Origin of the sequence: Saccharopolyspora antiqui (assembly GCF_052246905.1) — a bacterium.
In the GTDB taxonomy this organism is placed as follows: Bacteria; Actinomycetota; Actinomycetes; order Mycobacteriales; family Pseudonocardiaceae; genus Saccharopolyspora.
Genome location: NZ_JBQQBO010000001.1, coordinates 437,759 through 460,433, shown reverse-complemented (window position 1 = coordinate 460,433; position 22,675 = coordinate 437,759). Strand labels below are relative to the sequence as shown.

Here is a 22,675-nt window from a genome sequence, read left to right as displayed (position 1 = left end):
GACGATGACCAACAACCTCGCCGAACTGCTGCTGGAAGTCGCCGACGAACACGCCAACCGCGAAGCGCTCGTCGACGGCGCGCGGCGGCTCGATTACGCGGCCATGCTGCGCCACGCCGCCGGTGCCTCGGCCAGGCTCGCCGCGCTCGGTGTCGAACCCGGCGACCGGGTCGCCGTTCTGCTGCCCAACGGATGGCGTTACGCGGTCGGCTATTTCGGCATCCAGCTCTCCGGCGCCATCGCGGTCCTGGTCAACAACCGGCTCACCACACCGGAAATAGAGCACGTGCTCAGCGACAGCGGCGCCCGGTTCGTGCTGACCGACGACGAGTTCGCCGCGCGGCTGCCCTCCGGTGCGATCGCGATCCGGGATTTCGCGACCCCGCGAGAGGTTCCGAGCGCACCGCCCGGCATCGCGCGGCGGTGCGAGGACGTCGCGCACCTGCTGTACACCTCAGGCACGACCGGCCGACCCAAGGGTGCGATGCAGACGCACGCGAACCTGCTGTTCAACGCGGGCACCGTGCGGGAACGGCTCGGGGCGGCGCCGGGGGAGCGCACCCTCATCGCGGCGCCGATGTTCCACGCCACGGGCACGGTTTCGCAGTTCATCGGATTCATCGCGGCCGGTGGTTGTTGCGTGCTGATTCCGGCGTTCCGGGCGGAACCGGTGCTGGAGCTGCTGATCGCCGAGCGGATCACGTTCTTCGCGGGGGTGGCGGCGATGCTGCGCCTGCTGCTGTCCCTGGAGCGGATGGAGACCGCGGACCTGTCCGCGCTTCGCCTGGTGGTGCTCGGCGGATCACCGGTGCCGGAGACCTTCCCGGCGGAGGTGGCGAAGCAGCTGCCCGATCTCGTGCTGGCCAACGTGTGGGGGTTGACCGAGGCCACGTCGATCGTCACCTACGTCGAAGGCCAGGAGTACCAGGACCATCCGTGGAGTGCGGGCAAGGCGGTCTCCGGTGTCGAGCTCGCGATCTCCGTCGACGGGGCGCCGCCCCGGGATCTCCGGGACCGGATCGGGGAGTTGTGCGTGCGCGGCCCGGTGGTGACCGCGGGTTACTGGGGCAATCCACGGGCCACCGATGAGACCTTCGTGGACGGTTGGCTGCACACCGGGGACGTGGGATCGATCGACGCCGAGGGCCACGTCCGGGTGCTCGACCGGCTCAAGGACATGATCATCCGAGGCGGCGAGAACGTCTACAGCCTGGAGGTCGAGAACGCGCTGGCGACCCATCCCGACGTCGCGGAGGTCGCCGTCGTCGGGGTGCCGGATCCGCTCTTCGACGAGCGGGTCCGCGCGGTCGTGGTGCCTCGGTCCGGTTCTACGCCCACGGTGGAGGACCTGCGGGCACATGCGGCGAAGCGGTTGGCCGACTACAAGGTTCCGGTGGAGTTCCGGTTCGTCGCCGAGCTACCCCGCAACCCCTCGGGAAAGGTCCTCAAGCGGAGCCTCGCCGCCGATGACTGATGCGGACGTGCTGATCATCGGCGCCGGGTTCAGCGGGCTGGGTGTGGCCGCGCTGCTCGACCGGGCCGGGATCGGGTCGTTGCGGATCCTGGAGGCCGCCGATGACGTCGGCGGCACTTGGCGGGACAACACCTATCCCGGCTGCGCCTGCGACATCCCGTCGCCGCTGTACTCGTTCTCCTTCGCGCAGAAGCCCGGCTGGACGCGGCTTTTCGCCGGTCAGGGCGAGATCCTGGACTACCTGCGCGAGTTCGCGCACCGGCGCGGGCTGCTAGACCGCATCGACTTCGGCGCCGGGGTCGAGCGGGCCCGCTGGTGCGGCGACCGTTGGGAAGTGTCCACAGTGGATGGAAAGCGGTACCGGGCTCGTTACCTGGTCACCGCCATGGGACTGCTGCACCATCCGGCCAGTCCCGAGCTGCCCGGTGTCGAGACCTTCCGCGGCCCGGTGTTCCACTCCGCGCGCTGGGACCACGACGTCGACCTGGCGGACAAGCGGGTCGCGGTGATCGGGACCGGGGCCAGCGCGATCCAGTTCGTACCGGCCATCGTGGACCGGGTCGCGGGCTTGACGGTCTTCCAGCGGACGCCACCGTGGGTGCTGCCGAAGGCCGATCGTGCCTTCGACGCCCGGCACCGGCGGCTCGCCCGCTGGTTCCCGCCCTACCGCTGGTACGTCCGCGAACGGCTCTTCTGGCGCCACGAGGCGCGTGCGGCCGGATTCGTGCGGGATCCCGCCGAGATGGCCAAGACCACCGCCTTCGCCCGGCGGCAGCTGGCGAGGCAGGTCCCCGATCCTGACCTGCGCGCCCGGTTGACCCCGGACTACTCGATCGGCTGCAAGCGGCTGCTCATCTCCGGCGACTGGTACCCCGCGCTGACGCGGTCCCATGTGGACGTTCGGGCGGGTGCGGCCGAGGTGCTGCCGGATGCCGTGGTCGACGTCGAAGGCTCGGTCGCAGTGGCTGACGTGATCATCTTCGGCACCGGGTTCGACGCGCACCACAACATCACCCGGGTGGAGATCCTCGGCCGGGACGGGCGGTCGCTGACCGACGCCTGGCGCGACGGCGGCGAAGCCTACCTCGGCACCGTGGTCTCCGGTTTTCCCAACATGTTCGTGATGGCCGGGCCGAACACCGGCCTCGGGCACAACTCGCAGATCTTCATGATCGAGGCGCAGGCCCGCTACATCGTGCGCTGCCTGCGTTGGATGCGGCAGCGCACCGACGCGTTCGAGGTCCGGCCCGAGGTGCAGCAGACGTTTCTGGACTGGGTTCAGGACCGGATGATGGCGACCGTGTGGCAGTCCGGCGGTTGCCACAGCTGGTACCAGCACCCGCGGACGGGTCGGAATACCATGCTCTGGCCGGATACCACGACCGCCTTCTGGCGCCGAACGCGCCGCGCGCGGAAGTCGGACTTCCTGGCCTCCTCCGCGACGCGCTGACGCCGCAACGGCGGCAGACAAGGGGCGTTCGTTTCGGCCAGGACTTCAGATCGCCTCGGCGCGGAACCGCAGGCGCGCGCCGTCTGCGAACCACGTGCCATCGGGCCTGGTCAGCGCGTCCCGGCTGAATGCGGTGGCTTCGGCGAGCAGTTCGTCCACGCGGTCCGGCGGGTAGGTCCTCAGCACTGGCGCGCCGATCGTCCGCCACCAGTCCGACACACCGGTTGCGCCATCGGCCAACGGTGCCGGTCGGTCCACGTATTCCATCAGCCGGACTCGGAATCCTGCCGACTCCAGGAAGGCGGCTTGGGCGGCCGGGGTTGGCTGCTGCCACGGCAGCACGGGATCCGGGAGCCCGAGCTTGTCGGCCGCGACCTGCAAGCCCTCGATCAAGGCGGCCCAGTTCCCGGCGACGCCCATCTCCACGACGAAGCGTCCGCCAGGCCGCAGAGCCCGGTGAACCACCACGAGCGCGTCGGCTGGCCGGGGCAGCCAATGCCATGCGGCGAAGGAGAACGCGGCGTCGTACGGCTCGTCGGTGGCGAACTCGTAGATGTTGGTGGCGCCGAACTCGACGTTCGGGTAGGCGCTGCGCGCTTTCTCGATCTTCCCCGGATCGCCGCAGATTCCCTTGGCGGCAGCGCCGCGATCGGCGAGCGCGGCGGTGAGCCGACCGGTGCGGCACGAGATGTCCAGCACGCGCTCGCCCGGCTGCGGGTTCAGCAGCTCCACGAGCGACGGCCCAGCCACGGGTACCTCGGTTTGCCAGTCGTAGAACGGCGGATCCCAGCGCATGCGGCGAACCCTACATGCGCGACCACATATCGGGAAATCATTCCCATAATGTGGACGATCAGTCGACGGCCCGCGCGGCGACGATGAGGGCATCGCCCAGGGTCGGCAGCAGCCGACCGAGCAGTCGACTGCGCAGAACTCGATGGCCGACGCGCCACACGAGGCCGTTGCTGGTCGATCGGACCAGCTCGAAACCGCTGTGGCGCAGGCACGCGTCCAGCCGGTCCATCGTGAACGGGCGTATGTGCAGCCGCAGGTAGGGATGAGTCGGGTCGATATGCCGGGGACTCGCTCCGAAAAGGAATCGCAGGCGGTCTTGGACAGCGGCGAGATTGGGCGTGCTCAAAACCAGCAGTCCGCCGGTGGCGAGCGCGTTTCGGCAACTGTCGAGAAATGACATCGGATCGAAGAGGTGCTCGATCAACTCGCCCGCGACAACGACGTCGAATTTCGACGCAAAACTAGGCCACGGTTCGGTGACATCGAACGAAAGGGTGTCGATATCGGGAGGTACCAGCTCGGCGAGCGCCCGGACATCGGCGTCGGAGACCGTCACCCGGTACCCGAGGTCGCGCAGCGCGCGTGCGAGATTCGGCGCCCCCGCGCCAACTTCGAGCACCCTCGGCGCCGCACCGCGCTGCGGGGCCGTCCGCCGGACGAGGTCGATCATGCGCGACTGCCGGGTTCGATGGTGGTCTTCCGCGAGATAGTCCGTCGCGATCGAGGTGTCGGCATACCGCCGGATATTGGCAGAGACAACTTTTGCCGCTATCATTTTCTCGCGGAATGACGACATTTGAACCCTCCTTTTGAGGACCGGCGCAACCACTTGTGGTGGGGAGAGCCGATGTCACCGAACTCGAACATGGTATCGCTGTTCACGCGCGCCACCGATCCCAACCAGTACGATCGCGATGAGCTATCCGGTTGGACGGAGACCGAAACGAGCATTACCGGTGCGGGTTCGCGTGCCACGCACTGGGAAAGGCTGCGCAGCCTGGTGGGAGACGGTTGGGTCGGCGCCCGGATGCTCGACTACGGTGCTGGCACGGGATGGCTGCTGCCCGAGGCAATGCGGCTCGGGGCCCGCCGGGCGGTGGGCGTCGACCCGTCCATCCGAAGCGTGCGCGCGGGTCGGCGACACCAACCCGCACGAGACCTGCGGCACGGCTGTCTCGACGCGCTCGACGCGGGCGAAACGTTCGATCTGGTCTGCGCTGTTCTGTCGTTGTGCCACGTCGCCGATCTCGACGGTTTCTTCCACGACCTCGCGCGGAAACTGCGGCCCGAGGCCACCGTCGCACTCCTCGTGCCGTACGCCACTGACCGTCGTCACGCGGGTGAAGTCGCGCGCACCACCGTCGATGGCGGGTACGCCGTGGTTCGCCGCTACCGCGAACTTGAAGTCGTCGATCTCGTGCGGTCGCCGGAGTCGTTCGTGCGCGCCGCTGCCCGGGTCGGATTCGTCCCCCGGCGCGTCACGCGGTTCAGCGCCAGCACCGTTGGCCTGCTCCTCGCCAGATGAGTGCGCTTCGTGAGAGGACCGGATGAAGATCCTCGGCCTGAACCTGACTCGAACATCCGATGGCCGCCCACTCGACGACGGTGCGAGCGCACTGCTGGTCGACGGCGTACCCGTGGTGGGCATCGCCGAGGAGCGGCTGACCCGCCGCAAACACTCGCCGGGCGTCGCGCGGTCGGTTCAGTACTGCCTCTCGGCTGCCAAGGCGGATCTCGCCGAGATCGACCACGTCGTGGTGAGCAACTGCTGTGACACGCCTGCCACCGCGGAGACGGCTTCGGCCCTGCTGCGGGACGAAGGGCTCGACATCGGCCCCGACCAGATCACGGTGTGCCCATCTCATCACCTTTCGCATGCGGCCAGTGCTTTCTTCGCCAGCCCCTTCGGTGCCTCGCTTTCGGTCGTCGCGGACCACGAGGGCAACATCATCGGCCCTCGGACCCACCCCGACTACTGGCGCAACCGGGTCGAACGGACCTCTGCCTTCCGGTGCCACCGGACGGCGGGCGGCAACGGTGGTGTCGCGATCTCGCCGAGTCGTCGCTACGCCGCAGGGCCGGACGTGTTGGGACTCGGTTCCGCCTACGCGTACGTGACGCGGTGGCTCGGGCTGGGCAGGTACCACGAGGCGGGCCAGACGATGGCGCTCGCGGCGTTCGGCCGAGGCAGCTTGTCGGGGGTGGAGCTGTTCCGGCAGGTCGACGGCGAAATCGTCAGCGCGATAGCGCAGCGCAACGATGACAAACCGAGCGCGGTCGGCGACTGGCTCCGCGCCGAGGTGGGCCGCAACGGCCAGCAGGCGGAGTGGCCGTCGGTCGGCACACCGGGATTTCCCGATCGAGGCTTCCCGGATTGCGCGCAACCCGTCGACCTGCAGCACGAAGTGGCGCACGTCGCGCAGCGTTCGTTGGAACAGACCCTCGTCCAGATCGTGCGCGACAACATCACCGAGGTGGGATACGACGCTGTCTGCTTGGCCGGTGGTGTGGCCCTCAACTGCGTGGCCAACGGCCGGTTGGCGCGGGAGCTCGGTCCGGGTCGGCTGTTCGTCCAACCGGCCTCCTCCGATGTCGGGCAGGGCCTCGGCAACGCGCTCTGGGCCCACCACCACCTGACGTCCGAGCCTTTCGAGTGGACGATGACGCACGCCTTCCTCGGTCGGCAGTACTCCCCGGACGAGATCCGTGCCGCGCTCGGGCGCCACTCGGACACGATCAGCGCGTGCCAGCTCACCGACGTCGCGGACGTCGCGGCCGAGGTGATCGCGAACGGCGCGATCGTCGGGTGGTTCCAGGGTGGTAGCGAACTCGGGCCACGCGCCCTCGGACATCGGAGCATCCTGGCGGATCCCCGAACGCCGCAAGCGAAAATCCGACTCGACACATCGATCAAGCGGCGAGCGGCGTTCCGGCCGTACGCACCGGCCGTGCCCGTCGAGCACGCGGGCGACTGGTTCGACGTCGAACCGGCCGAGCTGGCTCAGGCCGGATCCCCGCTCGACTTCATGCTGATGAGCGTGCCGGTCCGACCCGACGTCCGCGACCTCGTGCCCAGCGTCGTGCACGTCGACGGATCGGCGCGGGCGCAGGTGGTTCGTCCCGACGTCGACCCGCTCTTCCACGCCCTGCTGACCTCGTTCGGTCGCCGCACGTCCGTCCCGGTGCTGCTCAACACCTCGTTCAATCCCGCGGGAGAACCGATCGTGGAGAGCCCGGACGACGCGGTCAACGCCTTCCTGCGGATGGGGCTGGATTACCTGTTCATCGGCGAAATGATGGTGACGAGGAGGGCGTGATCAAGGCCGGAACCCGCACGGCTTTCGACCGCACAACAAGAGATTGGGGATTCTTGGATGTCTTCCAGCGATGTGCCGGAAACCGTTGACTTCGCATCCTTCTCCCGCCTAGCCGCGGAACAGTTGGACGATGTGGACATCGAGGGTGGTGCCCTGCTGGACAGAGCGGCGGCGCTGCGCGCCAAGTGGCATCCGAACGGGTTCGCGGTGTTCCACCTCGGGACGATGCCGGGCGGCGGCCGGTTGCGCCTGCACATCTGGCCGACCATCGAGCGAGTGGCCCGCCCGAAGCACCCCTCGGTGCACTGCCACGAATGGCACCTGGCCAGCCGGGTGCTGGCCGGGGTGTACACCGATGTGCTGTACGACGCCGCACCCGTCGCCGGTTCAGCGCAGAGCTGGCTCCGCGGCTTCCTGATCAGGTACCAGCCCGGCCGACCCGACATCATCGAGCGGTCCGGCGATGCGTACCAGATCGCCGAGCGCGAACGGCGCACCGTGACGGCAGGCGAGACGCACTGCATCGAGGCGGGCGTCTTCCACGAAACAACGGTCGACAGCACGGGTTTCGCCGCGACGCTCGCCCTCACTTCCGGCTCGGTCAGCGGTATCTCGCTGATCCTCGGCGAGGAGGCGGAAACGGCGGCGTACGCGAGGCCGTACCTGTCGGACGACCAGCAGAACGCCGTGCTGAGCTCGCTGCGCGACCTTCTCTAGGAAGTCTCCTCGCCGTCGTTCGGTGCGGTCAGCTCCATCGAAATCGACATGTTCGCTTGGACTCCGCTCTTCGCCAGCACGGCGAAGATCTTGCCCGACTCCATGCTGAAGGTGACTCCGAAGGTGACGGTCGTCTTGCTGACCACCGTGGGACCCACCGCGTTCCCGACCGCCCGGCACAACTCGCGCACGTCGTCGAGCATCGCTGGCATCGAGAACGCGCGACCGGCTACTTCTTCCTCACCGCCGCGCGCGTCGACCTCCACCTGGACGGTCCGTCCGTCTGCCAGGCGCACCGCAACGATTTCCGCACCACTCCCGTCGAGGTTCATGGTCTGCTTCACGCGGGCGGTTCTTCGAGGTAGCGGATCTCGCCCAGCTCGAAGGGCGGGGTGAAGACGGTGAAGAAGGCAACGCGGGTATCGCCGCAGTTCTCGATGCGCGCCGGAGTGCCGGATGGCACCTCAAGGTAGACCGGCCCGTCCACCGCGGTGTCGTAGACCCGGGACAGTTGCTCGGCGTGGTCGCCGGTGGCCAGCCGGAAAACCCCTTCGTAGAGGTAGATCACCTCGATGCCGTTTTCCGGCCGGGCATGCACGTGCAGGGTTTGCTTCTGGTGGGGCGCCACGAAGGCGACGGTCGAGGAACCGAATCGGCTGTTCGACAGGAGGATGCCGCTGATGTTCTCGTCCGCGAAGTCGAGGACCTCGGCGTCGTTGGACGGGATAACGGTGATCCCCGGTTTCTCGCTCACTTGTCAGCTCCACCTTCCGGCTGTGGACGTCGTGCCCGGACAGAGTCGTGCCTGGATAGATCAGATGCGCAGCAGTTGACCGCCGTCAACCACGAGTACGTGACCGCAGATGAAGTCGCTTTCGACGAGGAAGCCCACGCTTTCGGCGATTTCCTCCGGTGCTCCCAGCCGTCCGACCGGCGTCGTGCCAACCGCCCAGTCGACGACGTCCTTGCCAGCCGCACGAGTCATGTCCGTGTCCACGTTGCCGGGCGCGACGGCGTTCACCAGCACACCGCTGGGGCCGAGTTCGGCGGCCATCGCGGTCGTGACCGCGTTGACCCCGGCCTTCGCGGCCGTGTAGGCGAGGACCGGCGCGGACCCGTTGAACGAGTACGTGGTCGTGATGTTCACGATCCGGCCCCAGCCGGAACGGACCATGGGCGGTGCGAACACTTCGATCGCATTGATGACGGACAACAGGTTGATGTTGATCGTACGGGCCGTCACGTCGCCCCCCGATGCGTCCCACGCCGGGGGTTGGAGGATCGCACCCGCGTTGTTGATGAGGATGTCGACCTGTCCGAACGACGACGTCAGCTCGTCGCGGAGTCGTTCGAAGGTGTCGCGCTCGGCGACGTCCCCCCGCACGGCCACGCCCCTGCGACCGAGGGATTCGATCTCGGTGACGACCTGCTCGGCGCTGTCGGCGTCTTTCAGGTACAGCAGCGCGACGTCGGCTCCGCGCTTCGCGAGTTGGAGCGCGGTCGCACGTCCAATGCCGCGTGATCCACCCGTGACCAACGCGACCCGGCCGATCAAGTTCATGCCACTCTCTCCCTGAGGCTGTGCTCGATTGTTCGCTACCAGATGGTCTTCTCAGCGCGCGATGTCACTGTGCCTCGTCCACGGCGTGCAGAACCGCCGCGAACGCTTCGATCTCCGGCCATCCGCGACAGCGCTCATCGTCGCGCAGCCGCGCCACCGCCCGCCATAACGCGGACGTGTTCTCCCGCGCCGCGTCGACGAACGACCGATGCGACACGGGTCGATGGGTGAACAGGTCGACCAGGGTGTAGAGGTTCAACCGCCAGCTCCCGCGATCGGTTTCCGTCTCAAGCTGGTAGGACAGTCGGGCGACGGTCCGGTCGCATCGCGCGATTCCCTGGTCGACGTCGGGATGCAGCGGGTGCAGCGGCTGGTCGCCGAACAGCGACAGGTGGAAGCCGATGTTGACGTCGTTCTCCGGGCACGCGCCGCCCGCCCGCCGCTCCGCGGTCAGCATCGCGATGTAGTCGTCGAGGAAGCTGCTGTCCCCGCCGAAGGAAAACCCCAGTGCGATGGACCTGCGGGTCAACGGGTCCCGTTCCGTGTCGAGTGCGGCACGCAGGAAATCGCCGACCGACGGGAGACGAATGCTGCCGAGGTAGTAGCTCAGCTGCACGCGGGCGATTCGGGCCCGCTCCGGGCTGACGTGATTGTCCTGATCGCAGCGGCGGTCGGGGGAGAACCGGTTGATGTCGTAGGCCAGCATCATGTTCTCGGCAACCGAGTTCAGCAGGCGAGGGGACTCGCGCGCCCAAGTGATGTACTCCTTCAGGAACTCGGAAACTTCCGGGGACATGTTGGACCGGAACACGACTGCGGTCCGATCGGCGTCGTCTCGCGTCGTGTCGAAGACGTAGGACGTGACAAGGTACTCCTGGAACGACTTGTGCGTGAAGTTCAACGCGCCGGGCGCCAGCAACGTGCTCGGGTCGCTTCCGGTCGTGAGCAGGCTGCGGGTGCGCAGGTCCTCGGCGATTCGGGCCACGTTCCCCCGCGAGGGGAGGGTGGCCGCGGTCGTGAGGAACTGCTCCAGTTCGTCGGGGGTGAACGGTGGGGCACGCAGTCCGCCCATGTTGCCCTCGTCGTAGAAGTGCCACGCGACCTCTTTGAGCAGTCGCTGTTTCTCCTCCCAGGTGAGGAGGCTGTCGACGTGGGCCGCCTCGTTGGCGAGGAGCATGCGCACGTACTGCTGGTAGAGGGTGAGCAGTCCGCGTGCGGCCTCCAGCCCGCCGCCGTCCGGCTCGAACAGGTCCAACGCCATGTTCAGCCGCAGCGGCACTCGACAGATGATCTTCAGTTCCGGCACTCGCGCCAGGTGGGCGTGGAAGTCGGCGGTCGGCCGACGCCAGTCGTTCGCCCGGATCATCCGGTAGTAGGCGGCGACGTGGTCTTCGACCTCGCCCTGGGCCATCGGCTGCAACGACACCACGGAGAAGTCGGCGGCGAAGGGCGTCATCACGAGGTACCGCTCGAAGAAGTCGGATCTGCACAGCACGAGATTCGCCCTGCGGAACAGGTCGCGCCCCAGCACCGCCTGGATCTCCCCGGCCTCGTGGCCGATGAGCAGTTCGTCGAGCGAGTCGAGGACGAGGAATATCGGGAACGGCCCGAATCCCTTTTCGCTGTCCCAGTTCCCCGCCGCCGACGATCGTTGCCCCCAGATCCTGGCCAGCAACGCGCGTAGCCACGCGTCCGTAGCGAAGTCCGGGTGGCGCATCTCCGCAGAGTAGTCGCGCAGGTCGACCAAGATCGGCATCGTGGGGCTCGCCGATCGTGTGAACTGCTCGGTCAGCCGCGCCACCACGACTTGCCCCAACGTCGATTTGCCCATCCCCGGCGGGCTGATGACCAGGCGTCGGCTGGAAACACCCGCGTCGGTCTCCTCCCGCGCTTCGGCTATCACGGTCTCGGCCAGGCTGATGGGCTGGGTGGCGTGGCGGTCGTTGGGCAGCCCGCGTGCCTCGGCCAGCAGGCCGGGCTGGGTCAACAGGTCGTGGAACCGCAAGGTCCGCGACCCGGCGACGGTGCGGCGTTGACGTGCCTGCTGCAAGGATGCGAGCAGGCGACCGATTCGCTCCCGGTCCTCGTGCGCGGCCGCCTGTCCCAACGGCACCTGATGTGCCTTGAGCTCGCGAAGTATGGCGCTCGCGGAGATGCCCCGACCGCCCAGGTCGATGCGGCGGTCCCGAGTTCGGGTCACCATGCCGCTGACCGCGCCAGAACGCAGATTCAGCAGCGCCGCACCGCTCATGCCGGGCACGACCTGGCCAGCCTTGAATTTCAGGTCCAGCATTTCGTCCCGGGTCGGGCCCTCGTAGCTGACCGTGAGCGAGTCACCATCGGGAAAATCCCTGGTGTATCCGTAGGAGTAGAGCTGGTCGCCGATCTGGAGGTCCTCGGCGAGCTCGACATGGGGGGTCGCGCCGAAATCCGTGCTGATGAACGCGAGGTCGAGATCGCGAGACCGCACGACTCGTGCGTAGTCCAGTCGCCAGGACACGCCGCGCCAGAGCACGTCCTCGGCGATTCGCCCACCGGCACGGTCGAACAGCACGTGCGAGCACGTGACGAGGATTCCCGGGGCGACGAAGAAAGCGGTGCCGAGACCATCCGCGAGGCGCACTCGTGCACTGCACCTGCGCACGTGTTCGTCTGCTTGAAGATCGGGCACTTGGGAGACATTACGCTGATGTTTGTGCCTCCGAGGTGCGTTTGACCTGCCCCGAGTGCGTGGACTGGCTGTCGGTGATCAGCATGGACTGCATCGATCAGCACATTCGACGGGTCCGATTGCGGGACACCCGCGGTCATCCAGCGGTTGGCCTCAAGATCAGGTTTTTCGGGCGGGGAAATCTAACCGGTGTAACTCAACCTGGTGCATTGGCAGGCTTCTCGTCCCGGTGCGACACTGATTTGACCGGCGGCGCCGCAGCGGGGGTTCGCATGCGGTGGGGAGGTGGGAGACCGACCGCGGCGAGATCGAGGTCATTCATGCGGTGTGGGGGGATTTGATGGACATCAAACACGATCGTGCCGAGACCAACGGGGTCCGGCTCCATTACATCACCGCTGGATCGGGGCCAGTTGTGCTCTGCCTGCACGGCTGGCCGGAAACGCACCGCGAGTACCTGATCACAATCGAGAAGTTGGGTCACCGATATCGCTTCATCGCTCCTGACTTGAGGGGATTCGCCGACAGCGACAAGCCGTTCAGCGGCTACGAGCCGAAAACGATCGCGGCCGACATGCTGGGCCTGCTCGACGCCGAAGACGTGGACCGTTTTCATATTCTGAGTCATGATCTCGGCGGACCGTCCGCTGTTGCCCTCGCTTATACGGCGACCGATCGCGCCTCGTCGCTCTCGACGATTGAAACGCCGTTCTTCGGCCTCGATTACCCGGGTTACGTGGATCCGCGAGTCGCGTATTGGCACCTCGGAATGCACATGAACATGGACATCACGCGTTTCCTGGTCGAGGGACGCGAAGAGCAGTACCTGCGGCACTTCTTCCGAGATTTCGCTTACGATCCAACCGCGGTCCCGGAATCCGAAATCCAGGCCTACGCCATGCAGATGGCCCAGCCGGGCAACCTGCGCGCCAGCCTCAACCTCTACGGGTACATCCCGCAAATGGCCGAGCAAACCGGTGAATTGGCCGCGCAGCAGCTGACAGTGCCGATGATGGCGTGGGGCGGCCGATCATCCTTCGGATCGCACTGCATCGACAGCGCCAAGGCCATCGCGAAAAACGCGCAAGGCGGCGTCATCGACCGATGCGGCCACTGGGTGTTCCAAGAGCAACCCGACTTCATCTGCGAAAAGCTGGACAACTTCTGGACCGAAAACCCGTGAAGCACAGCGCTCCCAGCGAGCTCGTACCGTGCGATCCGAAATCAATGATCAACCGACGGCTTGTTGGATGGTGGCGTAGGAGATGCGTTCTTGTTCGAGGCGGACTGCGGGGCCTAGGGCGTCGTCGACGAGATCGGTGTAGAGCGCTGCTTCGGGTGGCAGCAGCATTTCGAGATGCTCGATGGTGGGGCTCGGTTCACGCACCCACTGGCTTTCGTGCGCCAGCAGCGTAGCGCGGTCCATCAGCATGGATCGGGCATGGCTGAACGTGCGGCGCAGCCGGTTCAGGATGGCAAGACCATGGGTGTCGATGTCGCCCCAGTACACGAGGTCTTTGTCGGCCAGCCAGCGCAGCGACTCCAGTCGGGTCGCGGCGTATCCCTCGCCGAAGATCACGACAGCGTTCTCCGCCGGTGGGAAGGCCAGGTAGGTGACCTCGTTCTCGACGACGAACACCGTGTGCGCGTCCAGCGGCAGATCGGCGAGTTCGGACACCCTGACGGACAGCTCGCTGAAACCGGTGTTCTCGCCGAGGTGTCGGAACCGGACATGCGCGGGTTTGCTGCGGAACCGGTAGCGGCCGACGAAGTCCGACGGCGGTCTGGCGCGGTCGATCCGCTGCTCGGGGAGCTGCCGATCCAGCATGGTGGACAGGATCGTGCGATGTCGCTCGATGAACTTGGTGTCCACGCCAGGCACGTCGACCTGGCGCAGGTACATGTCGGGGTGCGCGTGCGCATCAATCCACAGCACGGTCTTGACCAGGCTGGTCCACTCGTCGGCGTGCTGGAGCACCCCGATCGGTTTGCTGATCATCCAGTCGGCGATGGCTGGTGCGAGCGGCTTCGTGGCCGCCAGCAGGTCCGTGAACCCGCGCACCTCGCGCTGCGTGCCGAGGACCGCCCACAACTGGTCGAACGAGTCTATCCAGGCGCGAGCGGGGATCTCGTTGGCGCCGATGATTCGGCCGCCGACCGACTTCATCTCGATGCGCAGCCGTCGCTCGTGTCGCCATTGCTCGACCCATGAGCGCACCTCCTCGAAGCGAGCGGCCGCATCGCCCGCGCTCGGCCCGCGCAGGCCGATACCCAGTGGCTCCCAGGGGACACCCGAGGTGAACTGCGACAGGAACTCGCCGCGCTCCCACCGTCGCCGGAGTTTGCGCACCACATCGGCGGGCGTGGTCCAACCGGACGCGGCCATCTCAGCCGCCCGGAGCCGACGCGGTCTTGATGGCGTGGGCGAGCTGGCGCTGCTGGTACTCCTCGATGGTCAGGGTTTGCAACCGCGAGCTGTCGCCGTTGTGGTTGTCCACGAAGCCGACCGCCGCCACGTACGGCTCGATGATGTGGATCTTCTGCAGCGGGGTCACGATCAGCAGTTGCAGACCGAGCTGTCGGAACAGGTCGAGCGCGAACCGGGTGGACTCGTCGGACCCGCGACCGAAGGCCTCGTCGATGACGACGAAGCGGAAGGTCTTCGACCGCTGGGCGCCCCAGTCCAGCTTGAACTGGTACGCCAGTGATGCGGCCAGGATCGTGTAGGCGAGTTTTTCCTTCTGACCGCCGGACTTGCCGCCGGAGTCGGTGTAGTTCTCGTGCTCGGTGTCGTCGGCACGCCACCGCTCGGACGCGGAGAAGGTGAACCAGTTGCGCACGTCGGTGACCCGGCGCGTCCACGTCCGGTCGGCCTCGGTCTGGCCCTCTCGTCCCCTGAAGCGTTCGACGATTGCCTTGACCTGGAGGAACTTCAGCTCGGAGTACTGGTCGGAGTCATCGCCGCCCAGCGATCCGGTGGTGCATTCGCGCAGGTCCTTGCGGAAGTCGCGGATCTCCACGTTGACCGTCGGGTGCGGCTGGAGGCGGATGAATCGCCCCGGGTTGTAGTCGATGTCGACCAGCGAGTCGTTGATGGTCTCGATCCGCTGCTTGATCAGCTCGGCCTGCTTGTTCAGCTGCGAGTGGAAGCCCGCGATGTCGCGAATCGTGTTGGTGTTGAGGTAGGTCTTGAATTCCGACTCGAACCGCGGCAGGTCGTCGCGGGCAATCCGGTCGTGCATCGCGCGGTACTCGCCCGCGGATTGCACCGAGTCGTCGAATTCGGCGGTCTCCAGCGGATAGGCCTTGCGGAAATCGCCCATCTTCGCGACGACCCGGTTGGCCACCTTGGCCTGCCGTCCGGTCAGCTTGTCGACTTCGCCGCTGAGTTCACCACTCAGCTCGATCTGACAGCCATCGCAGTCCTCCGGAGTGGCCAGGCGCCTGCTGCCGACGCGCTCGTCGATCAGCGGAAAGGAACGCCTCGCCGGTTCGCACCCCGGCTCCGCGAGGGTCCGCTGCACGCCGTGCAGCTGCTCCTCCGCTGTACCGCGCTTGCCGCGGAGCTCGCCGATCAGCGAAGTCGCGGCCTCTCGGGCCGCTTCCGATGCCGTGATCTGCTCGCCGACGGAATCCAGCTCGGTGGTCAGCTGTTTCAGCTCGTCGGACTGCTGCTCCAGGCGCCGCTTCTCCTCGTTCAGTTCGGCGACGCGGTTCACCGAAGCCTGCCAGTCGATCTCGCTGAAGTGGCCGAACTCGGCGAGCAATGTCAGCGTCGTGGCGAGCTTGTGCTTGCCGGTCAGCTCCGCGCCGACCGAGGCTGCGCGTTCGTCCAGCTCGCGCTGTCGGCGATGCAGCCGGTTGGCTTGGTCCAGCAGCGTGTCGATCTTGGCCTGGTTGTCCCAGCCGAGCACGTAGTGGCGGCGGTCGTCGATTCGGCGGGCGTCGTCCTTCTCGTGTCTGCCGCGGGCGCCCTTGATCTGCCCGGCTTTGGTGACGGCCTTCGCCGCGCGTCGGAACTCGGACATCGTCGCCACGCATTCGTAGTCCGCGCGGTGCGTCAGCTCACGATCCAGCCAGGCCGAGAACGGCGACTCCTTGATCTCCAGCTTGCTGAACAGGGATCGGTCGGACAGCGGGGTCGGCGGGGCGGTGCTGGGCCGGTCGTGGACCCGGTAGTAGACCAACTTGATGTCGAGGTGCCGCCCATTGATCCAGTCGGAAACCGCGGTGTAGTGGTCATTGGCAACCAGCATGGACAGGCCGAAGCCGCGCAGCAGGCGCTCGGCGGCACCCTCCCATTCCGCGCAGTCGTCCCGCACCTGGATGAGCTCACCGGCGAACGGCAACGCGGTGGAATCGACGCCGAGCTCCGCGCACAACGTGTCGCGCACGTCGAGACTGCGTTTGGGGATGTTGCTGCGCCGCTCGCGCAGGCTGCGGAGCTCGGCATTCAGTTCCGCGGCCTCGGCGCCCAGCTCGTGGCGTGCCACGTTGATGTCGGTGAGCTGGTTTTGCAGGTCGGCCTGTGCTTCGTCGAGGTTGTCCCGGTTGTCGCCGACACCGCGCTGCCGCGCGGCGAACTGCTCGGCGTTGGCCACCGCGGGAAGCCCGGCCTCCCGCAGCAGGGCGTCGTACCGGTCGAACCGTTCTCGCCGCTGGCCGCGCACCTTGTCCTCGGTCGCGATCTCGGTTTCGAGCTGCGCGAGCCGGTCGCCCCCACAGCCCGCGCGCCGCAGGACCAAGTCCGTTTGCCTGCGGCGAAGCCGCTCAAGGTCGCCCTTCGCCTGTTCGAGAGCGGACTGCTGCGTCCCGATCTCGTTGCTCAGTGCGGTGATCCTGGCGGCGAGCATCGCTGATTTGCGGTCGGCGCAGTAGTACCGCAACGAGTCGCGCTCGGCCCTGGCCGAGGCGATCCGCCCGTCCAATTCGTCGTGGGCATCGCAGTCGGCGAGCAGCGGATCGAGCTGGGCGAGTTGCTCGCGGGCCTTGCGAACGGCGTCGTACGCCTTGGCCAGGTCGTCGAAGTGGTCGACCAGCCTGTCGGTCCAGTCAGCGGCGTCGAACGGCTCAAGCATGTGCGAGCGGACGAAGTCGTTGAGGTTGCCGACCGATTTCATCGACACCGTCTGGTGGAACAGCTCCATCGCCTGCTCGGAGTCGATTCCGAGCCTGCGGCGAAAATCCCTGCTGTAGGCCGGGAAGTGGTCGTGCACGCGGACGTCCTGCTTGCGCAGCCGACGTTTGAGGGTTGCGATGTCGCCGCCGAAGTCGGCGAAGTCGCTCGCGATTGCCAGATCGCGGTCCGCCGTCGCGAAGAACCGGTCTGGTTGGGCGAGCGACGCGTCGCGGAACCAGAACACCTGCGCCAGCGCTACGGTCGATTCGTAGCCGTGGTTGGTGAAAACGCCCAGGATGACCGAGAACGACCGCCGATCCCGCAGCCCGACCGGTCTGGACGCCCCGGTCGCCTCGTTGCGTTCGGATTTGTGGTAGCCGAGCACGTACGAGCGCAGGCTGCGCTCCTTCGCCTCGGCTCCCGCCGCCTTGTTGTAGGAGATGCGGTGGGCGGGTAGGAGCAAGGTGGTGATCGCGTCGACGATCGTGGACTTGCCGGAGCCGATGTCGCCGGTCAGCAGGCTGTTGCGGCCGTCAGGGCGGAAGACCCACACCCGCTGGTCGAAGGTGCCCCAGTTGTAGACCTCAAGGCGTTCAAGTCGGTAGCCAGCGAGGTCGGTCACGTCGAGTCCGCTGGTGCTGGAGTGCCCGTCCATCAGTCCTCCGCTGCGCTGCTGAGCTGGGCGGTGTACTCGGCGAGCCGCTGGTCGAACTCGGCCAGCCATTGCCCGTCCACGAACGCCTTGAGGATGCGTCGAACCTCGAACGCGGCGTCCTGGCCGTTGATCCGGTGCAGGAAGCCGAGCTCGACGACTTTGCCGATCTGGGTATCGATCTGGTCGAGCAGCCGCGCTTCGTTGCTGCTCTCGGGCAGGAACAACCGCACCATTTCAGCGATCTGGTCCCTGGTCAGGATCAGCCGCGTCTCCGCTCCGGAGGCGTCGAACTCGGCCAGCTTCTTGCGCAGCAGCGCCAGCAGCAGGCTCACGTGGAACGACAGGGCGCGCCGCGGGATCAACCGGGGGATGGGCCGATCGTCGGTCTCGCCTTCCGGTTTCGAGCGAAGGAAGGCATAACCCTCGGCCTCGTCGACGACGATGGTCAGGCCCATGACGCCGACGTAGTCGCGCACCTGGGCCTGCAACGGCAGGAGGTGGCGCCACACCTTCTCGTGGCTGTCGGCGTACACCACGCCCTTCATCAGGTGCGTGACCACCAGCGACAGGTCGAGTTCATCGCGGCGCGGAAATGTGGTCATCTTGGCCATGCTAGAGATCCCCACCGACCGATTTGTCGCTGGTCGTGACGCGGGTGAAGGTCACGCGGGGGATGGTCGCGACTCGGTGCGCGCCGCTGCCGTCGATCCAGTGCACCTGGTCGCGGTTGGTCTCGTCGAAAACCACCTGGAAGGCGGGATCTCCGAGGGAGAGGTAGCAGACCAGTTCGGCCATGCCCTGTTCGAGCGGCTGGCGTTCGAGCACCGCGGTGAGTCCGATCTGGCTGCGGCTGCGCAGCTCGCGGCGCACGATCCCGGACAGGCGCTCGCGGTCCACGTGAACTTGCTCGAACAGCGCGGATGCGTCGAGATCCGCATCAGCCGCGCTGATGCCGGTGCTCTCCAGCGGGACCTTCGCCTTCGGCGTGTAGAGCGGGCGCTCCAACGGCAGCGCGATCGTCGGTGCTGTTGCGTCGAGCTGGCAGGTGATGGCCGGGTCGCGGTGCTCGCGCAGGTTGAGCGCGGTCGACTCGATGCTGCGCAGGATGTCCATGACCCGGCGGTTCTCCAGCCACACCTGGTCGTCGAGGAAGCGCCGGAGCTGTTCGGACAGCAGCCGCACCGTCGCCTGGGTGCGTTCGGCCGCGTCGAGCCAGTCGTAGTGGATGTGCCGCATGCGCGGGTCGGTCTCCCCGATGGCGTCGAGGGATTGCACCTTCTCAAGCAACTCGCCCAGCTCGGTCTGCCGTTCGTGCGAGAGCAGAAAATCGTAGAACGCCTGGAAACTGCGCCCCTGGTCGGAATCCGCGATCGTGTTGCGATTGCCGACGACGTCGTCCAGCAGTTCGCCCTTGGATCCCGCCCACCCGGCGATTCGGGCGCGCAGCGCGCGGTCGAGGGTGCGGAAGTTGGCCTCGACCTCGCGGAAGTCGGCCAGCAGCTCCCGGGCTGTCGTGGCGAACTGCTGGTAGCGGTCTCGCTGGGCGGGAGTGTCGAGGACGGCGAAGTCACCGCCTTCGACCCGGTTGATCTCGGCGTCGATCGCGGCGCGGCGTCGGTGCAGCTCGGCGAGTCGGACGTCCGGATCGGTCTCCGCCCCGTAGGCCATTTGCCGCAGCAGTTCGAAGATGGTGTTCAGCCGCGACTCGGTGCCGACGAAGGAGCGTTCACGCAGTGAATCGACCCACGTCAAGGCTTTCTCCACGGCAGGAGTCGCATCGAAGTGCACTTCGTCGGAACCGGGTGGGTAGTACTTGCGCAGCCAGCCGTTCTCCGGTGCGGCCCAGTCGTCGAGATAGGCCTTGGCAGGTTTGGGAAACGTGCGGTCGCCGAGCCGCTCGTTGAGGGCGTACAGCTCGTCGTCCAGTCTGCTGATCAGCTCAGCGGCGGAAATCGAACGTGCGTTGTCCTCGACGAAGACCTTCCGGAGGAACCCGAGCACGAGTGGCGCGTTGTCGGCGCGCAACAGCTTCCACGCCGGGTCGCTGCGGCGCAGCAGGTCGAGTTCGTCGAAGTCCATGAGTGAACCAGGCCCGTTCCCTTCCAGCCAGCTGCAAGCGGTCCGGTGTCCATTCCACCATGGACGGCTGCCGAATCGGTGTTGAGGTCATCTACCGCCAGCTGCGATGATCGGCGGTTCTTTCGGATCACTCACGTGCGAGGTCGGTTTTCGTGGAGGGCGGGAACGATGCGCCAGTCGCGTTGGAAGACGAGGTTGTGCAGGTCGGCTCCGGCGATGGCGCGCAGCACCGGGATCAGTTCGGAAGCCTGGTCCTGGTCGAAGGCGTTCAGGGGCCACTCGCCGACGGTGGCGCCGCGCAGGTGCGGGTGGTCCCAGGCGATCCGGACGGTGGGTGGCCTCGCGAGCCACCCACCTTGCCGGGATTGCCGTGCGTCAGGTGCGGTGGGGGCGGAGGGCGGTGGCCGCGATCAGGACGCCGAGGACGACCAGGGCGGCGTTCGCGGCGATGGCGACGGTGACGCCGTGCAGGATCGCCGCAGCGGTCGCCATGCCTGCCGTGGTGGCGGTGACGATCGCGGACATGATCGGGGTGCCCATGGTGATGCCGACCTGTTGGGACATGGAGGCCAGGCCGGTGGCCAGGCCCTGCTCGTCGTTGGGCAGCCCGGTGGTGGCGGTGACCATGAAACCGACGATGACGAGCATGTTGCCGACGCCGCCGAGGAATGTCGCGGGCAGCATCAGCGCCATCGAGGCCGCCGTGTCACCGAGCAGCAGCAGGACGGCGGTGAACACGGCCTGCAGCACGCCACCGGCGATCAGCGTGGTCAGGGTGGAGGTTCGGGCGATGACCCTGGGGGCCAGCAGCCCGCCCACCACGGTGCCGATGCCCAGGACGCCGAAGGAGATGCCAGCGGTCAGCGCGGAGAAGCCGAGGGTCTTCTGCATGTAGAGGGTGAGCAGGTAGACCAGGGACGTCTCGGTGACGAAGGCGAGCAGCCCCAGCACGTTTCCCCATGCGACGGTGCGCTTCTCCAACACCTGCAGCGGGACGAGCGGCTGGGCGGACTTGCGCTCGACGAAGGCGAAGACGACCAGCAGGGCGGCCCCGACCAGCAGCCCGGTGAGCGCGTGCGCGTCCGTCCAGCCGTGCTCACCGGCTTGGGTGAGGCCGTAGACGACGCCGAGCAGGCCCAGCGTCACCGACAGCGCGCCAGGCAGGTCGATCTTGGGACGCTGCTGGGGACGGGATTCCCTGATGACCGCTGGGGCGATGACCAGGACGACCAGGGCGACGGGCACGTTGATGAAGAAGGCCCAGCGCCATGAGAGCAGGTCGGTCAGGACGCCGCCGAGGATCGCGCCGGTGGTGAACCCGGCCGACATCAGGGCGCCGTTGAGTCCGAGTGCCTTCTGGCGGAGGGGGCCTTCGGGGAAGGCGGTGGTGAGCAGGGCCAGTCCGGCTGGCGTGGCGGCAGCGGTGGCCAGGCCCTGGGCGATGCGGGCGACGATCAGGATCGCCGGGGCCGTTGCCAGGCCGCCGACCAGCGAGGACAGCCCGAGAAGCGCCAGGCTCCCCAGGAAGATCCGCTTGCGGCCGATCAGGTCCCCGATGCGGCCGAACAAGAGCGTGAATCCCGCCGCGGACAGGGCGAACGCGGTGGCGACCCACTGCAGGTTCGCCAGGCTGAAGCCGAGTCCGTCGCCGATCGCGGGCAGCGCGACGTTCAGGATGGAGAAGTCGACGGCCAGCATGAACTGGGCGACCAGCAGGACCGCGAGCACCACCTTGAGGCGGCCGGTCAGCTGTTTCGGTGGGAGTTCTGCGGCCGCGATATCGGCGGTTTCCGGTGCCGCGACTTCGGTTGTGGACATGGGAGGGCGATCCTTTCCAACCCCGGGATGCGAAGGTTCGAGCGGAGGACGAGCGAGTCAACGCTCTAAATGGGTCCATTGTTCCGTTACGATGATGACCGTAGCACCGTTGGCGACCGTAAGGGAACTGCGGTTCCGATAAGGATCGCTGTCAACTAGGAGTCAGACATGACCGGCACGCCACCGCCCGGCACGCTCCGCCCCGGCGGACGAACCGCTCGGGTCCGTGAGGCCGTACTCGAAGCCGCAGGTGACGCCCTGGCCGAAGGCGGGTTCGACACACTGGATCTCGCCGAGATCGCCCGCGTCGCCGGGGTCGGCAAGACCACCGTCTACCGCCGCTGGGGAACCCCCGGCGTCCTCGCCGCCGACCTCCTGGCAGCCATGGCAGAGCAGTCCTCGCCCCGCGCCGACACCGGAAGCGTCGACACCGACCTGCGGGAGAACGGCCGCCTGGTCGTCCGCACCCTCACCGACCCCCGCCAGGGCCGCCTGTTCAAGGCCCTGATCGCCGCCTCGCTCTGCAACGACCAAGCCGCCCAGGCGCTGCACCGCTTCTACGCGGTCCGCATCGCGGAATGGGCCAGCTGCGTCACCGACGGAGTCGAACGCGGCGAACTCCCGCCCGGAACGGATCCGCACCGGGTCGTGGCCGCCGTATCGGCCCCGCTCTACTACGCGCTCCTGAACACCGGTGCCCCGCTGGACGAGGCCGCGGCAGATCGCGCCGCCGCCGCAGCCCTCGCCGCGGCCCGCGCTGGCGTGCGCTGAAATGCGCGTCACCTCGGCGGAATCGGCCCCTTGGCTCGTCGCGACACCGCGCCGGTGGTGCCCGAGCTGAACTGGATCAACGCGGGCTGTTCGGGATCGAGTTCCACCGGCATGTCGGCGTTAGCGGAGAAATCGGATTGCCGCGCCAACCCGCCGAGGTCCGGCACGTCCAGTTCTGGAACCCCGCTTACGGATCTCCGGACGTTCCGTTATCGGGATCGATGACGGAGCCTGGAAGATATCGCGGG

19 protein-coding genes are annotated in these 22,675 nt (G+C 67.2%); 7 read left to right on the top strand and 12 right to left on the bottom strand.

The features are described 5' to 3' along the window. Nucleotides 1-4 precede the first annotated feature (4 nt). The gene (locus ACTWQN_RS02085) at nucleotides 5-1,474 is read left to right on the top strand and encodes a class I adenylate-forming enzyme family protein (RefSeq protein WP_443201567.1); all 1,470 of its coding nucleotides are present in this window, start codon (nucleotides 5-7) and stop codon (nucleotides 1,472-1,474) included. Further along, nucleotides 1,467-2,924: a flavin-containing monooxygenase gene (locus ACTWQN_RS02080; RefSeq protein WP_443201566.1), complete on the top strand. Its 1,458-nt coding sequence runs from the start codon at nucleotides 1,467-1,469 to the stop codon at nucleotides 2,922-2,924. Before ACTWQN_RS02085 ends, ACTWQN_RS02080 begins: the two co-directional genes overlap by 8 nt. A 45-nt stretch (nucleotides 2,925-2,969) precedes the next feature. On the opposite strand, the gene ACTWQN_RS02075 is transcribed toward ACTWQN_RS02080, so the two are convergent. Together ACTWQN_RS02075 and ACTWQN_RS02070 are read right to left on the bottom strand one after the other, a co-directional pair. Beyond that, the gene (locus tag ACTWQN_RS02075; RefSeq protein WP_443201565.1) at nucleotides 2,970-3,719 is read right to left on the bottom strand and encodes a class I SAM-dependent methyltransferase; all 750 of its coding nucleotides are present in this window, start codon (nucleotides 3,717-3,719) and stop codon (nucleotides 2,970-2,972) included. Nucleotides 3,720-3,777: 58 nt separating this feature from the next. Continuing rightward, nucleotides 3,778-4,515 carry a class I SAM-dependent methyltransferase gene (locus ACTWQN_RS02070; RefSeq protein WP_443201564.1) on the bottom strand — a complete coding sequence of 246 codons (738 nt, stop codon included), beginning with the start codon at nucleotides 4,513-4,515 and terminating at the stop codon, nucleotides 3,778-3,780. Between the two features lie 51 nt (nucleotides 4,516-4,566). On the opposite strand from ACTWQN_RS02070, the gene ACTWQN_RS02065 reads away from it, so the two are divergent. Genes ACTWQN_RS02065 through ACTWQN_RS02055 form a run of 3 tightly spaced genes read left to right on the top strand, consistent with a single transcriptional unit; the run spans nucleotide 4,567 to nucleotide 7,753 of the window. Then, on the top strand, nucleotides 4,567-5,244 hold the full coding sequence (locus tag ACTWQN_RS02065; RefSeq protein WP_443201563.1) for a class I SAM-dependent methyltransferase: 678 nt from the start codon (nucleotides 4,567-4,569) through the stop codon (nucleotides 5,242-5,244). Between the two features lie 22 nt (nucleotides 5,245-5,266). Beyond that, nucleotides 5,267-7,036: a carbamoyltransferase family protein gene (locus tag ACTWQN_RS02060; protein ID WP_443201562.1), complete on the top strand. Its 1,770-nt coding sequence runs from the start codon at nucleotides 5,267-5,269 to the stop codon at nucleotides 7,034-7,036. A 57-nt stretch (nucleotides 7,037-7,093) separates the two neighbouring features. Next, nucleotides 7,094-7,753, top strand: a complete 660-nt coding sequence (locus ACTWQN_RS02055; RefSeq protein ID WP_443201561.1) for a hypothetical protein — start codon at nucleotides 7,094-7,096, stop codon at nucleotides 7,751-7,753. On the opposite strand, the gene ACTWQN_RS02050 is transcribed toward ACTWQN_RS02055, so the two are convergent. The 4 genes from ACTWQN_RS02050 to ACTWQN_RS02035 all read right to left on the bottom strand — a co-directional run bounded on the left by ACTWQN_RS02050 (nucleotide 7,750) and on the right by ACTWQN_RS02035 (nucleotide 11,937). After that, nucleotides 7,750-8,097 (bottom strand): CU044_2847 family protein, encoded by a 348-nt coding sequence (locus ACTWQN_RS02050; RefSeq protein WP_443201560.1) that lies wholly within the window; start codon nucleotides 8,095-8,097, stop codon nucleotides 7,750-7,752. The genes ACTWQN_RS02055 and ACTWQN_RS02050 overlap by 4 nt on opposite strands. Continuing rightward, nucleotides 8,094-8,507: a cupin domain-containing protein gene (locus ACTWQN_RS02045; RefSeq protein ID WP_443201559.1), complete on the bottom strand. Its 414-nt coding sequence runs from the start codon at nucleotides 8,505-8,507 to the stop codon at nucleotides 8,094-8,096. The genes ACTWQN_RS02050 and ACTWQN_RS02045 overlap by 4 nt, the downstream gene beginning before the upstream one ends. 60 nt (nucleotides 8,508-8,567) lie before the next feature. Beyond that, nucleotides 8,568-9,314 carry an SDR family NAD(P)-dependent oxidoreductase gene (locus ACTWQN_RS02040; protein ID WP_443201558.1) on the bottom strand — a complete coding sequence of 249 codons (747 nt, stop codon included), beginning with the start codon at nucleotides 9,312-9,314 and terminating at the stop codon, nucleotides 8,568-8,570. Nucleotides 9,315-9,378: 64 nt separating this feature from the next. Then, the gene (locus ACTWQN_RS02035; protein ID WP_443201557.1) at nucleotides 9,379-11,937 is read right to left on the bottom strand and encodes a trypsin-like peptidase domain-containing protein; all 2,559 of its coding nucleotides are present in this window, start codon (nucleotides 11,935-11,937) and stop codon (nucleotides 9,379-9,381) included. A gap of 325 nt (nucleotides 11,938-12,262) precedes the next feature. On the opposite strand from ACTWQN_RS02035, the gene ACTWQN_RS02030 reads away from it, so the two are divergent. Beyond that, on the top strand, nucleotides 12,263-13,168 hold the full coding sequence (locus ACTWQN_RS02030; RefSeq protein ID WP_443201556.1) for an alpha/beta fold hydrolase: 906 nt from the start codon (nucleotides 12,263-12,265) through the stop codon (nucleotides 13,166-13,168). A 48-nt stretch (nucleotides 13,169-13,216) separates the two neighbouring features. Here ACTWQN_RS02030 and ACTWQN_RS02025 read toward each other — a convergent pair whose 3' ends face one another. From ACTWQN_RS02025 to ACTWQN_RS02005, 5 genes are all read right to left on the bottom strand, one after another. Next, a complete protein-coding gene (locus ACTWQN_RS02025; RefSeq protein ID WP_443201555.1) occupies nucleotides 13,217-14,371 on the bottom strand; it encodes a DUF3322 domain-containing protein in 1,155 nt (384 codons plus the stop codon). A gap of 1 nt (nucleotide 14,372) precedes the next feature. Next, the gene (locus tag ACTWQN_RS02020) at nucleotides 14,373-17,759 is read right to left on the bottom strand and encodes an ATP-binding protein (protein ID WP_443201554.1); all 3,387 of its coding nucleotides are present in this window, start codon (nucleotides 17,757-17,759) and stop codon (nucleotides 14,373-14,375) included. Then, a complete protein-coding gene (locus ACTWQN_RS02015) occupies nucleotides 17,759-18,361 on the bottom strand; it encodes a DUF4194 domain-containing protein (protein WP_443201553.1) in 603 nt (200 codons plus the stop codon). The genes ACTWQN_RS02020 and ACTWQN_RS02015 overlap by 1 nt, the downstream gene beginning before the upstream one ends. Nucleotides 18,362-18,371: 10 nt before the next feature. Further along, a complete protein-coding gene (locus tag ACTWQN_RS02010; protein ID WP_443201552.1) occupies nucleotides 18,372-19,838 on the bottom strand; it encodes a DUF3375 domain-containing protein in 1,467 nt (488 codons plus the stop codon). Nucleotides 19,839-20,213: 375 nt separating this feature from the next. Then, nucleotides 20,214-21,656 carry an MFS transporter gene (locus ACTWQN_RS02005; RefSeq protein WP_443201551.1) on the bottom strand — a complete coding sequence of 481 codons (1,443 nt, stop codon included), beginning with the start codon at nucleotides 21,654-21,656 and terminating at the stop codon, nucleotides 20,214-20,216. 168 nt (nucleotides 21,657-21,824) lie between these two features. Here ACTWQN_RS02005 and ACTWQN_RS02000 point away from each other — a divergent pair, with 168 nt between their 5' ends. Further along, nucleotides 21,825-22,427 (top strand): TetR/AcrR family transcriptional regulator, encoded by a 603-nt coding sequence (locus ACTWQN_RS02000; RefSeq protein ID WP_443201550.1) that lies wholly within the window; start codon nucleotides 21,825-21,827, stop codon nucleotides 22,425-22,427. A gap of 8 nt (nucleotides 22,428-22,435) precedes the next feature. Here ACTWQN_RS02000 and ACTWQN_RS01995 read toward each other — a convergent pair whose 3' ends face one another. Continuing rightward, nucleotides 22,436-22,594: a hypothetical protein gene (locus tag ACTWQN_RS01995; RefSeq protein WP_443201549.1), complete on the bottom strand. Its 159-nt coding sequence runs from the start codon at nucleotides 22,592-22,594 to the stop codon at nucleotides 22,436-22,438. Nucleotides 22,595-22,675: the final 81 nt, after the last annotated feature.

Excerpts from the sequence above, each read along its gene's own strand:
- ACTWQN_RS02010 (WP_443201552.1), bottom strand. The coding sequence starts at position 19,838 with ATGGACTTCGACGAACTCGACCTGCTGCGCCGCAGCGACCCGGCGTGG.
- ACTWQN_RS02020 (WP_443201554.1), bottom strand. The coding sequence starts at position 17,759 with ATGGACGGGCACTCCAGCACCAGCGGACTCGACGTGACCGACCTCGCT.
- ACTWQN_RS02005 (WP_443201551.1), bottom strand. The coding sequence starts at position 21,656 with ATGTCCACAACCGAAGTCGCGGCACCGGAAACCGCCGATATCGCGGCC.
- ACTWQN_RS02000 (WP_443201550.1), top strand. The coding sequence starts at position 21,825 with ATGACCGGCACGCCACCGCCCGGCACGCTCCGCCCCGGCGGACGAACC.
- ACTWQN_RS02060 (WP_443201562.1), top strand. The coding sequence starts at position 5,267 with ATGAAGATCCTCGGCCTGAACCTGACTCGAACATCCGATGGCCGCCCA.
- ACTWQN_RS02040 (WP_443201558.1), bottom strand. The coding sequence starts at position 9,314 with ATGAACTTGATCGGCCGGGTCGCGTTGGTCACGGGTGGATCACGCGGC.
- ACTWQN_RS02070 (WP_443201564.1), bottom strand. The coding sequence starts at position 4,515 with ATGTCGTCATTCCGCGAGAAAATGATAGCGGCAAAAGTTGTCTCTGCC.
- ACTWQN_RS02065 (WP_443201563.1), top strand. The coding sequence starts at position 4,567 with ATGTCACCGAACTCGAACATGGTATCGCTGTTCACGCGCGCCACCGAT.
- ACTWQN_RS02025 (WP_443201555.1), bottom strand. The coding sequence starts at position 14,371 with ATGGCCGCGTCCGGTTGGACCACGCCCGCCGATGTGGTGCGCAAACTC.
- ACTWQN_RS02015 (WP_443201553.1), bottom strand. The coding sequence starts at position 18,361 with ATGACCACATTTCCGCGCCGCGATGAACTCGACCTGTCGCTGGTGGTC.
- ACTWQN_RS02055 (WP_443201561.1), top strand. The coding sequence starts at position 7,094 with ATGTCTTCCAGCGATGTGCCGGAAACCGTTGACTTCGCATCCTTCTCC.
- ACTWQN_RS02080 (WP_443201566.1), top strand. The coding sequence starts at position 1,467 with ATGACTGATGCGGACGTGCTGATCATCGGCGCCGGGTTCAGCGGGCTG.
- ACTWQN_RS02075 (WP_443201565.1), bottom strand. The coding sequence starts at position 3,719 with ATGCGCTGGGATCCGCCGTTCTACGACTGGCAAACCGAGGTACCCGTG.
- ACTWQN_RS02085 (WP_443201567.1), top strand. The coding sequence starts at position 5 with ATGACCAACAACCTCGCCGAACTGCTGCTGGAAGTCGCCGACGAACAC.